Consider the following 13004-nt stretch of genomic DNA (forward strand, 5'->3'; position numbering starts at 1 on the left):
TATAACGATGGAGAGGTAAACATGAGAAAGCTATCAACATATATCGGCATATTGATGATCATGAGCCTTGCCAGCGGCTGCGCACCGAAGGTACGCAGCGAATTTGACAAGACATTTAATTTTGCCGGATTGAAACACTACGCCCTGATGCCAAGCGTTTCCTCGCAAACAGGCAAGCTGCCGACCGGTCCGAAAGTCGATCAGCGCATGCAGCAGATCCTGCATGATACTCTGGCGGCAAAAGGCTACAGCCGGTCAGACACGCCGGATTTTTATCTGCGTTACCGACTGATCTCAAAACTGCGGATCAGCCGTGGTCCCGGTTTCAACCTGGGCTACCTCGGCGGTAATATGGGAATGGGCATGTACCGCAGCCGGTTCCCGGAAAAATATGAAACGGCCGGCCTGACGATCAGCATCTATGATGACAAGGATAATCTGCTATGGCGCGGCGCTGCTGAAAAAGAGTGGAATACGCATAACAAGGACCCCCTCTATACCGACGGGTTGATGGTAAAGCTGGTGACGGCAGTGTTGGATAAATTTCCGCCGAAAAACAAATAATGCGCTACCCCAGCACACATCAAACCATCTACCCGCAACTGCTGGGCGGAATATTTGTCCTGTTTTTCATCTGGATGGCCATCGCACCGGTTTCCCGCGATGTATGGCTGGCTGAAGCGATACCGGTCATGCTCGTCTTTGCAGCCTTAACCGCAGGCTTTCGCAGCTTCCGTTTCAGCTCCACAGCCTACACGCTGATGGCCGTATGGCTGTTCTGGCACACCGTTGGCGGCCACTATACGTTTGCCCATGTTCCCTTCGGCTGGGTTACCGACCATTTCGGTTTCCAGCGCAATAATTTTGATCGCATCGGTCACTTCAGCGTCGGCTTCTATGCCTATGCCATGGCCGAGTGGTTGCTGAGAAAGCGTTATTGCGGTCCGGTTCTGGCCACGATTTTCAGTATCCTGCTCATCATGAGTGTGGCGGCCGGCTATGAAATCGTCGAGTGGTGGTATGCCGTAGCCGATGGCGGCGATGCCGGTATCGAATTTCTCGGCTCGCAAGGCGACATCTGGGATGCACAGAAGGATATGCTCGCCGATACGCTGGGGGCGATCACAGCCATGCTGCTGTTCTGGATCGTCCGGCCACACCTGCACAGGCAGGCTTAGTATCCCTTCGCACAGCAGGGCCTGTTGCTTGCATGCTGCGACTGCGACGGTAAGCTAAGCGGGCGTCATTCTTATGGCCAACCGGAGGGCAAGCACATGATCGAAGGCTCCTGCCTGCGCATATATCTGACCGAATCGAGTAAAATCGACGGCAAACCGGCGATGGAAGCGATTCTGATCCTCTGTCGTGAAGCAGGGCTGGCCGGTGTCTCGGTCATACGCGGCATCGAAGGAGTGGGCGAAGGCGGCATTCACTCCGCCTCTTTTCTGGCTCTCTCCAACGACCTGCCACTGCTGGTTGAAGCGATCGACACGACCGCACGTATTGAGCAGGCGCTGGAGATGATGCGCCCCCATCTGGCCCACTGCCTGGTCGCTTACTGGCCGGTATCCCTGATGCGTACGGAGTATTTACATAGACATGATTGAACTACTGCGAAAAGTCCCCCTGTTTTCCGAACTCAATGAAGGCGAGCTTGCCTCCATTGCCAAGCTGGCGTCGAGCATTGACGTGCAGAAGAAGAATATCGTCGTGCAGGAGTTCGCCCCGGGCGATTCGATGTATGTCATACTCAGTGGTGAAGTCAAAATATCCACCTACTCGGTTGACGGGCGGGAAGTGGTACTGGCCCTGCTCGGCAAAGGCTCATTCTTCGGTGAAATGTCTCTGCTGGATGAACAACCCCGCTCGGCTACCGTAACCACCATGACCGACGCGAAGCTCGCCCATATCCGCAGACGTGATCTGGTACCGCTGCTGATGGAGCGCCCTGCCATCACACTGAAACTGCTGTCGGAAATCACCTCGCGACTGCGCCGCACCAGTCGCGTGCTCGAGCGCATCAGCAGCATGGATGTGCCACACCGGCTCTATGCCTATATCGTGGACCACTGCCACCGCTTCGGACAGCCGAAAAGCGATGGCCGCTACAGCACCGTACTGCCAACGCACCAGCTGCTGGCAGATCAACTCTCGACCAGCCGTGAAACCATTTCACGCGCCATCAGCACACTGAAAAAAGAGGGTATCCTGCTGCAGGGAGACGGCCGCGGTAAGATGAGCGTGGATGTTGATGCCCTGGAAGAGCGCATCGACGATTTTTAAATCGTCAGGGGCCTGCTCACACTGGTGATGGTGTCGATTCGTTACAGTTTAAAACGAGATCTGCACCGCGTAACCGGTTTGATCGATACGCGCGGCCAGCCGCTCCATCCACTCCTGATCCAGCGCTGAGAGGTGCACCGCCTCCGGCTGCATCGAGGCTCTGGCCAACCCGTAAAGCAACACCCCCTGCACAGGCACGCCGACTATTTTCAGCGCGCGCAGGAAATCAAGATACGCCACCACCTCATGCTCGGATGGTGGCATACCGTCCCAGGCAGCCATACAGGTCTGAATCCAGCTCGGACAGAGCCGGGCCGTTGTTTCCACCTGATGAAACAGTCGCTCAGGCGTCAGCGATACTCCGTTGATACGCTTGATACCGGCAGCGGTGGCACTGTCCACCTTGACCCACACCTCGCCATGATGCGCGGCCATCTGCAACAACCCCTGCTGTACACCCGGCTTGTCGGCATAGGAGCCATTGCTGATCAGTCGCAGCGGTATATCCAGATCCTGCGCCTGCATCATTGCCACAACCACATCAACAACGGCGGCAAAGTCGCGACAGCCGGTCGGCTCGCCATTACCGGATATCGCAATATCGCATAACCGGCGACAATCGGCAGGTACACGCTGCTGCATAAATTCACCGTGCATGACCTCTTTCAGCATCGCTTCGAGTTCCGTTTGCAACAGCGCCAGATCAATGGCGGGCGCCGCACCGCGCACCAGATCCGGCACCTGACAATAAGCGCAGTGCCAGTCACAGGCATTGTTCGGATTCAGGTTAATGCCGATGGATACGCCGCCGGCCCGACGCGAAACGACAGGGTACACATAGGTCATACCGGCAGCATTCCGATCATGGTTGGATGTATTGAGTTGCTGCGTCATCTCAGACAAACAGATCGATCGCGCGACCACCTGTGGCAAGTGCAGATGAGGCATTCTGGCCGCGATGCGTATAGGTCAGAGGAGGCTCTTTCGCCGAATCCTGATAGGCCGCACTACTACTGCGCAACTCATTGCGCAGCCCGGCACCGCCGCCGGCTTCGGAGGACCTACTCACCGGCGTGATATCAATGACCGGATTCGTAAATTGCGTAACGACCTGCTGCGGTGATATCAGCGGCGGTACAGCTACCGCAGGAGGGTAGCTGTCGAAGCGCATGACAAAACCCAACGTTACAGACATTGATCCAATTTAACCGAGAGCGCCTTTTTGTTCAATTCAGTCATCACTGTGCCACGCTGCACATGGCTGAGGTCACCTGCCGCAAATCTGCTTCGGAGATGACAAACGGCGGCATCGTATAGAGCAGGCGCCCGAAAGGCCTGAGCCACACCCCGCGCGCAATCAGCGCCTCCTGCACGCGTCCCATATCCATCGGCTCGCGCATCTCAATCACGCCGATCGCGCCTTTCACGCGCACATCGGCCACGCGAGTGCTCTCCCGACAGGGAGCCAGCTCAAGTTGCAACTGCTGCTCGATCTTTGCCACCCGTTGCTGCCACGGCGTGGCCAGCAACAGATCGAGGCTGGCCAGTGCCACGGCACAGGCCAGCGGATTAGCCATAAAGGTAGGCCCGTGCATCAGCACACCGCTGCCGTCGGCATGAATCCCCTCGCACACCGCTGCCGTGCACAACACCGCCGCCAGTGTCATATAGCCGCCGGTCAGCGCCTTGCCGACGCACATGATATCCGGCGTGACCTGCGCCTGTTCACAGGCAAACATCGTACCGGTACGGCCGAAACCGGTGGCAATCTCATCGACAATCAGCAGTACATTACAGGCATCGCACAAACGGCGCACCTGACGCAGAAACTCCGGCGCATAAAAACGCATGCCGCCGGCCCCCTGCACGATGGGCTCAAGAATCACCGCCGCTATTTCGTTATGGTGTGCCTCAATCAATGAACGAAACGACGCGATCTGCTGCTCATCCCATGCTTCATCGGAGGCCGCACCCGGTGCATCGGCAAAAAAGTGTTGGGGCAGCTGATCGGCAAAGAGATGATGCATGCCGGACACCGGGTCGCAGACAGCCATCGCTCCGAATGTATCACCATGATAGCCGTGCCGTATGGTCAACAGCCTGGATTTACCGCTTCGCCCCTGTGCCTGCCAGTACTGCAGCGCCATCTTGATTGCCACTTCAACCGATACCGAACCGGAATCGGCGAAGAAGACGTGCTGCATGCCGGGCGGTGCAATGCCCAGCAACCGCTCGGCCAGCAGTGCCGCCGGTGCATGCGTCAGGCCACCGAACATCACGTGCGCCATGCTGCCCAGTTGCTGCCCGATCGCGGCATTGAGCTCCGGTACATTGTAGCCGTGAATCGCACACCACCATGAAGCCATGCCATCAATCACCCGGCGTCCGTCCTCGAATGTCAGGCGCACGCCCTCAGCGCTTTTAACCGCATAGACCGGCGCAGGATCAAGCATCGAAGCATAGGGGTGCCAGACATGCGCCTGCTCAAACGCCTGCCAGTCCGGTTGCGTCGTCATACGCCCAGCCTCTTTGCGCCCACCAGATCCAGCGTCAGTCGCTCCATCACCACCGACTTATCTTCCAGCGATGCACCCTTGATCAACTTCTCCGCATCGCTGATGCGCCTGACCGCCGCCGATAACTCCGCCCCGCGCCAGCAGCGGACCTCGCCACCGACTCTGTTGCGCGCATCGCCAAACACCTTGGCCGCCTGCAGCGGATTACGATCATGCTGCGACTGATACCAGCGATACATCAGCAACTGCTGCATACGCGTGCCCAGCCATGATAGCATCTGAACTTCAGCCACCTGCTGCTCGGCAAGCAGCCTGCGAGCCAGGCTCAACGCATGTGGCTCACGCATGGCAACAGCATGACACCACTCCTCCAGCGCACCGGGCGCACGCTCACCCAGCAGCTCGCCGACCACGTCCATGCCCAACAGTGCGCCCTCGCCGCCATCGTAGCAGCCCAGCCGCGCAATCAGCTGGCGCGCCGCCTGACGCATGCCGCACAGTCGCTCGCCCATCCACTGCACCGTCTCCGGTGCCAGTTGCAGGCCCGCCCTGCTCACCTCTTCGCCCAGCCAGCGAGTGAACCCGGCCACATCCGGCAGTGCGAACTCGCACTGGGGCAGTACCGTTTCCGCTTTCATTTTTTTATGCAGTGCCTTGCGCCATTCGATCCCCGGCGCACAGATAATCAGCCGGTTGCCGGGCGCCACCGAGCGGCTCATCTTCAGCAGATGCTCTGTCTGTTTCGGATTGGCCGACTGGGCGTTGCGCACCAGCGCATAGCAGTACGTGGGACCAAACAGGCCTCTGTTGCGCGAGGCAGTTTCAATACGCGCCAGCTCGGTTACATCGACACGCAGGCGTGTAGCTTCCGGATCGCCATCGGCAAGCAGCAACTCGGCCGCTTCCACCAGCGCATCCTGATCTTCGCCATGCAGATAATAACACGAGTGTTCTGCCGGCAGCAGACGTGCCGGATTCAACCGCATGCGGAGTTATCCCGCATCAGAAGCCGGAACGGACGCGCCCCACCGCATCCGACACCCACTGCTTCTGCAAATCATTCAGCAACCGCGTACGCGACGCATCAATACTGGCAGGCCCGCCGGAGATATAGATATCGCCCTGACGCTGAATCAAGCCGCTCTGCCACAACATTTTACCGTCCACCTCAAGCATCAGTGCTCCGGAGAAGGTCATGCGGTACTGTGTGGCAATACCCGTCACGTCATAGGCCAGAGGCACGAAGGCGACCGGCGAAATCCGCACATGCAGTAGCGCATGATGCGCCGCATCATGCACCTGCCCGGCAGCCACCAACTCGTAACGCTCCGATCTCAGCCGCTGACGCAACATGTCGAGCTGCAATTGATCGGCATTGCCGACAATGGAAAGCGTTCGCACATCGGCAGGGATTGCGCCTGTGCCGCCGCCATGACCGACCAGATGATAACCGCAGGAGGTCAGCATCAGCAGTACCGCCATAGTGGCAAAGCCGCGAGCGATCATGCCGGTTTGACCACAATATTCAGCAAACGACCGGGCACCAGAATCACCTTGACGATCTGCATACCGTCCAGCCACTTATGGATCGCAAAATCGGCCTGTGCCGCCGCCAGCGCTTCATCCTGACCTGCATCCTTGGCAATCGTGATCTCTCCACGTTTTTTACCCTGAACCTGCACCACCAGCGTAATCTCATCCTGCTCAAGCGCCGCCTGATCGGCTACCGGCCAGTCAGCCAGCACGGCCACCTGTTTCATGCCCAACATCTCACCCATTTCACAGGCGAAATGGGGTACGAATGGCGCCAGCATGATGGCCAGCACTTCCACACCCTCGCGATAGGCCGCCTTGCCGCCCGGTCCAGCAGGTTTAAAATCCTGCAATGCATTGGCCAGCTCCATCTGGGCCGCAATCGCCACATTAAAGGCAAAACCATGCTCAAAGGCATGCGTCACGCGCTCAATGGTCGTATGTATTGTGCGGCGCATCAGCTTCACGGCTGCCGCATCCTCATCCCCGTCAGCCGCCGCATCGACCCTTTCCAGCAAACGCCAGACGCGCTTGAGAAAACGATGCCCGCCCTCAACGCCGGCATCATGCCACTCCAGCTCTTTCTCGGGTGGCGCAGCAAACAGCGTGAACAAACGGGCGGTATCGGCGCCGAAGCGTTCGATGATCGCCTTTGGATCAACCGTATTGCCCTTGGATTTGGACATTTTGGTACCGTCCTTGAGCACCATGCCTTGCGTCAGCAGATTTTTAAACGGCTCGTCCCCTCCCTGCCCGGAAGTGAACAGGCCGGCATCGCGCATCAACTTGTGATAAAAGCGTGCATAAAGCAGGTGCAGCACGGCATGTTCAACGCCGCCGATATACTGATCCACCGGTGCCCAGCGCTGCATGGCTGCGGCATCCACCATCGCCTCTCCGTTGCGCGGACTGGTGTAGCGGTTCATGTACCACGATGACTCCATGAAGGTATCGAACGTATCGAGCTCACGCACCGCCGCTTTACCGCACTGCGGGCAGTCGGCATGTTTGAAGCTCTCGCATTCAGTCAGCGGCGAAGCCCCGCCTGTCGGCTGCAGGTCGGTCGGTAGCACAACCGGCAACTGATCATCCGGCACCGGCACCGCACCGCAATCTGCGCAGTGAATCACCGGAATCGGCGCGCCCCAGTAGCGCTGGCGGGAGACCAGCCAGTCGCGCAAACGGTATTGCACCCGCTCGGCTCCCTTACCATTCTCGGCCAGCCACTCAATGATCGCCGTTTTTGCATCGGCTGAGGCCATGCCGTCAAACTGGCCGGAGTTGATCAACACACCCGCCTCGGTAAAGGCCGCTGTCTCTATATCCCAGTCACCGTCAACCGGGGCAATCACCTGTCTGATCGAAAGGCCATATTTGCGGGCAAAATCGTAGTCGCGCACGTCATGCGCCGGCACGCTCATCACCGCGCCCGTGCCGTATCCCATCAGTACGAAATTGGCCACCCAGACAGGCACAGACTCACCGCTAATCGGGTGGATGGCATGAAAGCCGGTCGCCATGCCCTTCTTTTCCATCGTTTCGACATCGGCTTCCTTGGTCGATATTTTACTGCACTCATCCAGAAACAGTGCCAGTTCCGGGTTGCTTTCAGCCGCCTGCTTCGCCAGCGGATGACCGGCCGCCACAGCCATATAGGTCACACCCATCAGCGTATCGGGACGTGTGGTAAAGATATCCAGCGTATCGCCCGAGCCTTCTATACCGAAGGAGACTTCGGCACCCGTTGATTTGCCGATCCAGTTGCGCTGCATACCCACCACTTTCTCGGGCCAGCCGGACAGGCTATCGAGGTCTGCCAGCAGCTCTTCGGCATAGTCGGTAATGCGGATAAACCACTGTTTCAGATTCTTGCGGATCACCGGCGTATCGCAGCGCCAGCAGACGCCATCCACCACCTGCTCGTTAGCCAGCACCGTGTGACACGGATCGCACCAGTTCACTTCGGCATCCTGCTGATAGGCCAGGCCTTTCTGCATCAACCGGGTAAACATCCACTGCTCCCAGCGATAGTAATCGGGATGGCAGGTCGCAATTTCACGCGACCAGTCATAGGAGAGCCCCAGGCGCTTGAGCTGAACGCGCATCTGGTCGATATTGGCATAGGTCCACTCGGCCGGCGGACGATTGTGCTTGATGGCGGCATTTTCTGCCGGCAGACCGAAGGCATCCCAGCCAATCGGGTGCAGCACATTATAGCCCTTCATGCGCTTATAACGCGCCACAGCATCACCCAGGCAGTAGTTACGCACATGACCCATATGCAGATTTCCCGATGGGTAAGGAAACATCACCAGACAGTAATAGGGTTCCCTCGAATCATCATTGAGGGCTGAATCCATATCGGATTCGGCCCATCGCTGCTGCCATTTGGCTTCAATGTTCTGTGCTTCATAACGTCCGGACACTGGCTAAAACTCCTCATTGCAAGCGTGTCCGTTCATGCAATTTATCAAAACCAAATGCTTTCTTAGTCGACAAATGCCTTACGGACACTTAAGCGCCGGATGATGAGGCCATCCCGAGCGAAAGAAAAGGCCTTACGCCTGTTAGTCAGCGCCTGCGAATCACAATCAGCTCAACAATATGTGCCTGTTGATGATTCCATACAGCAAGGCTTTGCGGATTACCCAACGGATTGATCATGATCTCCAGCTGCCGCAGACACTGGAATTCATGTCGACGGGGAAACAGGCGCATGACCACATTCGGCTTCAATACATCGGCAACAATAGCCGTATCAACACGAAAACCAATCCAGATCAATCCTTGCTGCAACAGGGCGGAAAACAGGTTGGCAGCATCCATATCTGTTGCGTGCTCCGGACAGGGCAGTACATCCAGCGCCATCGGCACGCCTGCATCCAATTCGCCTCTCATCAGACTGTCGAGCAGATAGCGCAGAGAGCGATGCATGTCATATACTTCCGGAGACGAGGATGTATACATCAGGTAGGATGTATGCGCAGCATAGGTGCCATAGAACTCCATCGGCACCACTACATTCACATCCATATCCAGCTGAAAACGATCCAGCTCCTTCTGCAGCATACGCGCCTGATTACGCGTATCGACAATGGCAAACATCTCCGGCCGGCATCCCTCCTCTTCAGCCAGAGAAAAGGTATGTGACAACACCGAGGCCACCATGGCATGCGGTTTTTTCACGACATGAGCAGGTCGGGATACAATCACCTTGTCTGCACTGCGTACATGCTCGCGCAGTGACTCCATACGTGAAAAGTCCCAACGCCTGATATCGACGGATATCCGCTGCTCCGCCCCCTCCATATCACTGATACGGCCCTGTACATAATCCCTGGTATCGAGGTGTTCTTCCTTGCTCATGTCATCAAGCAGGGTCACATGGATCGTTTCAAATGAGCCTAACAGGCGCTTGAGCATCAGCGGCAGCGCGCCAACCCAGCCAACAGCCAGCAGGCGCAGATTCCGCCGCCGCGGCAACAGTGCCGGAACAGAGCCTGCATCAGGCACGGCCGGCCGTTCGACATTATCCATGTTCAGGCAGTATTCGAACTCACCATAGAGGGTGGCATGATCCACCGCCACGCCCAGCACTGACGTCACCCGCACATCCGAGCTCAATGCCGTCAGTGGATGCACCTGCAGATCAATATCCGCCACGGCAATCAGAACAACCCCTCGCTCAAAGCAGCGGCGCATCATCTCGGTAACCCTGATTGCTTGCGCGTTATCGATAAAAAACCACTCTCCCGACCTTTGGGCGATGCACCCTTTCCACTCCACCACATGCATGCCCGATTCATCTTCGCGTTCGGGAATCATCAGGCGGGAAAGCACCTGATCAACATCCTGATATAGCAGTACATTGCGAATCAGGTTGGCACGCATATCCGGTTCGGAAATCAGCACGGTCGGCTTATTATAATAGCCTGCCTTGTCCCAGCCGACCTGCAACATATGACCGTAGGATTTTAGCCGCGGCTGCACCATGCCCATCACCGTATAGGAAACCGCTATATCGGGATTGGCCTGACGGATTGCCAGCAACGAAAACAAATTTTGCGACAACTCTTCAGCAGCACTGAGCGTGTCGTCCGTACAGACCAGCGCCTGCCTGGCCGAGCCCAGATTCACCCGCTCCATGGAGTCCGCATCTTCGGTATCACCCCAGCGAAATGTTACCCAGCTTTCCAGCTCTTCGGGTCGTTTGTTTGTTTCTCCGAGGAACACCAGCTTCAGGCTGGTAAAGCGCTGATCAGACAGCAGCTTCAGCTTTTCAATGATAAACGGCGAAGCACTGTTCCAGCCGATCATTACCAGATGGTTGGCGATCATCAGCCTTTCATTCCGCAGTTTGGCCATCAGGCCGGAAATAATACTGGAGCCAATACCGATAAAGAAAGATAGTATAAACATACCCAGCACTACACTAAACACCGAAAACAGCGCCAGATTGCCATCACCCAGCGGGTCACTCACCAGATTGCCTGCCGCCATCAGCGTGCGAAAGGAAAACCATATCTGCACAAACAGATTATCATCCATCGCCGAGCGCAAGCCATCCTGTGAAAAGTCGAAACCGGTCATCGTGTAATGGCCCACCACCCCGCCTGTAATCGACAGCATGGCCAGCAACAGAATCACCAGTACAATCTCCTGAGTGTAATCACCTTCCCGGAATACCTTGCCCAGATTGCGCAGGATCACCATCCATGGTCTGAGCAGCCGCACCAGCCTGACCCCTCGGAGTGCATTTCCGTACGGGATTGAAGTCAGGCCCGGCACCATCACGATGGTTGCCAGCACATCGACCCCCCAGAATCCCCACTCGACGAGGCGATCCCGCCGGGTTGCAAATGTCATATTTCTGAGCAGAACAAGGCGGATGATCACTTCCACGGAAAAATAGATGACAATCCCCCACAGCATCTGCCCTTCAACAAAGAAGGAAAGCATCACTACCAGTGAGATAAACATGCCATAACCGGGCGAAAACATCAGGCTTTGCATGTCGATATAACGGAATAGTCGCAGCACGCGCAGTAGGTATAGTGCCCTAAGGAAGCGTGCAGCAGCCCCCTCCTCACCCAATATCATTTGCACATCGAATGCCGTCGCCAGAATTGACAGCAACGCAAGCATGTCAAAAAACAGGAACAGCATGTCAAGTTTCAGGTCCAGCGATGACTTATACGGGTTGGTTTTGCGTTTAAAGCGCATCAGGCCGGCACGCAATACCAGCTCGCCGATAAACAAAATACTCAAGACAATGGCGATCGCCTGATTACGGGTAAAGGAGAGCAGAATCAACAACAGCATCAACAACCCATAGCGATGATGCGACATCACCCATTCGGCATAATAATAGAAGCCTGTTCTTTTGCTCATATCCCCCTCCGGCAAAGCCACAGGCAGCGCGAGCAAGCTCCGCGCCAATGCGTCCGGTTATACCTCCGCTTCAAATCCAGTTTTTCGAGCTGGCCCGATCATTGCTTTCACATTTTCGCATGCTGTATATAACTGCAACGGAGTGATGCCATGAAACAACTCAACCGATACCGACGCGTATTGCTGCCGTCGTTGCTACTCATCCTGAGCGGCTGCGTCACAGCTCAGGACGCCATGGACTCCGACCCGACCGGTGTACTAAAGGCTTTTGCCACAAAAGCGACGGCTACACCGGCAGATCTGATGAATGACCGCATGCTGCACGCAGATCAGGCCAGTGACCGAATAAAGGCCAGAAACAGCCTGATCAGTGAATTCATTGAAGACTCAAACCTGGTATGCAACCACCGACTTGCCGGCCTGTCCAAACAGATTAAACGCTGGTCGCTGGAATCACACCACCGGGACAAGCTGGCGGCCTTATTGACTGACGGCATGGCACGAAGAACATTGGACTACATCAATCCCGATATGGTTCTTGATCAACCCGCTATTGCCGCAGAGCCGAAACAACAACTGGTTGAAGCCATGATCGCCGTCATCACAAAACAGCGTGAGGCCATTCGAACCACAATGCTGGCGCGCGAAGAGATGGATATTCATCGTTATACACTTAAACAGGCTCTGCAAGATGTGTACACTTACCATCTGACATGTTCAGCCGAACTCGGGCTCTCCGGTGTGATCCATAATGCTTCACCGCACATGACACCTGAAGCAAAAAAAGCAACAATCGATTCCCTGATCCAATTGCGTCAAACCCTGATCCAGCAAGGAATCAGCACACGCGCAGTACAGAAAAAAATCGATGCCGTGATCATGGCGGATTAATCGACGAGGGCAGGTACGCAACAGCACGTACGCATAGTCCGTGTGGATATCGCTCTCCCCGTTTCAATTGACCCTGAACGATGATTGGCTGAATCGTAGTTGGCACGCTATGCTGGCTGATATTCTAAGCTCGGGGAGGATTCTATGAACCTGGTTATTTTTCTTCTGATAGGTGCGGTTGCCGGCTGGATTGCAGGCAACCTGACCAAAGGTGGCGGCTTCGGCCTGATCGGTAATATGGCTATCGGTGTCATCGGCGCCTTTATAGGCAAATTCGTGTTCGGGTTTCTCGGGTTTTCCTTTGCCGGAGCCGTCGGCACCCTGATGGCGGCGATACTCGGAGCTGTCATCCTGATATTTATCGTCGGACTGATTAAACGTTAGCTGATA

13 protein-coding genes are annotated in these 13004 nt (G+C 56.2%); 6 read left to right on the top strand and 7 right to left on the bottom strand.

Annotation, left to right across the window (positions count from 1 at the left end; translation table 11 throughout):
• Nucleotides 1-21: 21 nt before the first annotated feature.
• The 4 genes from SPV1_RS05055 to SPV1_RS05070 all read left to right on the top strand — a co-directional run bounded on the left by SPV1_RS05055 (nt 22) and on the right by SPV1_RS05070 (nt 2283).
• On the top strand, nt 22-564 hold the full coding sequence (locus SPV1_RS05055; RefSeq protein WP_009850046.1) for a DUF4136 domain-containing protein: 543 nt from the start codon (nt 22-24) through the stop codon (nt 562-564).
• Entirely contained in the window at nt 564-1178 is a 615-nt protein-coding gene (locus SPV1_RS05060; RefSeq protein WP_009850047.1) for a DUF2238 domain-containing protein, read from the top strand. Before SPV1_RS05055 ends, SPV1_RS05060 begins: the two co-directional genes overlap by 1 nt.
• Nucleotides 1179-1274: 96 nt before the next feature.
• Complete coding sequence (locus tag SPV1_RS05065; RefSeq protein ID WP_009850048.1) at nt 1275-1607, top strand: DUF190 domain-containing protein; 333 nt, start codon at nt 1275-1277, stop codon at nt 1605-1607.
• The gene (locus tag SPV1_RS05070; protein WP_009850049.1) at nt 1600-2283 is read left to right on the top strand and encodes a Crp/Fnr family transcriptional regulator; all 684 of its coding nucleotides are present in this window, start codon (nt 1600-1602) and stop codon (nt 2281-2283) included. The genes SPV1_RS05065 and SPV1_RS05070 overlap by 8 nt, the downstream gene beginning before the upstream one ends.
• A gap of 48 nt (nt 2284-2331) precedes the next feature.
• Here SPV1_RS05070 and SPV1_RS05075 read toward each other — a convergent pair whose 3' ends face one another.
• From SPV1_RS05075 to SPV1_RS05105, 7 genes are all read right to left on the bottom strand, one after another.
• A complete protein-coding gene (locus SPV1_RS05075) occupies nt 2332-3177 on the bottom strand; it encodes a radical SAM protein (RefSeq protein ID WP_009850050.1) in 846 nt (281 codons plus the stop codon).
• A gap of 1 nt (nt 3178) precedes the next feature.
• A complete protein-coding gene (locus SPV1_RS05080; RefSeq protein ID WP_009850051.1) occupies nt 3179-3478 on the bottom strand; it encodes a hypothetical protein in 300 nt (99 codons plus the stop codon).
• Nucleotides 3479-3521: 43 nt separating this feature from the next.
• Nucleotides 3522-4799 (bottom strand): adenosylmethionine--8-amino-7-oxononanoate transaminase, encoded by a 1278-nt coding sequence (gene bioA / locus SPV1_RS05085; protein ID WP_009850052.1) that lies wholly within the window; start codon nt 4797-4799, stop codon nt 3522-3524.
• Entirely contained in the window at nt 4796-5785 is a 990-nt protein-coding gene (gene holA, locus SPV1_RS05090) for a DNA polymerase III subunit delta (protein WP_009850053.1), read from the bottom strand. The genes bioA and holA overlap by 4 nt, the downstream gene beginning before the upstream one ends.
• A gap of 16 nt (nt 5786-5801) precedes the next feature.
• Nucleotides 5802-6305, bottom strand: coding sequence for an LPS-assembly lipoprotein LptE (locus tag SPV1_RS05095; RefSeq protein ID WP_009850054.1), 504 nt, complete (start codon nt 6303-6305; stop codon nt 5802-5804).
• Entirely contained in the window at nt 6302-8758 is a 2457-nt protein-coding gene (gene leuS / locus SPV1_RS05100; RefSeq protein WP_009850055.1) for a leucine--tRNA ligase, read from the bottom strand. The genes SPV1_RS05095 and leuS overlap by 4 nt, the downstream gene beginning before the upstream one ends.
• 145 nt (nt 8759-8903) lie before the next feature.
• A complete protein-coding gene (locus tag SPV1_RS05105) occupies nt 8904-11723 on the bottom strand; it encodes a hypothetical protein (RefSeq protein ID WP_040881493.1) in 2820 nt (939 codons plus the stop codon).
• A gap of 150 nt (nt 11724-11873) precedes the next feature.
• On the opposite strand from SPV1_RS05105, the gene SPV1_RS05110 reads away from it, so the two are divergent.
• Nucleotides 11874-12614, top strand: a complete 741-nt coding sequence (locus SPV1_RS05110) for a hypothetical protein (protein WP_009850057.1) — start codon at nt 11874-11876, stop codon at nt 12612-12614.
• A gap of 144 nt (nt 12615-12758) precedes the next feature.
• Nucleotides 12759-12998 carry a GlsB/YeaQ/YmgE family stress response membrane protein gene (locus SPV1_RS05115; protein WP_009850058.1) on the top strand — a complete coding sequence of 80 codons (240 nt, stop codon included), beginning with the start codon at nt 12759-12761 and terminating at the stop codon, nt 12996-12998.
• Nucleotides 12999-13004 lie beyond the last annotated feature (6 nt).

This window comes from Mariprofundus ferrooxydans PV-1 (assembly GCF_000153765.1).
Taxonomy (GTDB): Bacteria; Pseudomonadota; Zetaproteobacteria; order Mariprofundales; family Mariprofundaceae; genus Mariprofundus; species Mariprofundus ferrooxydans.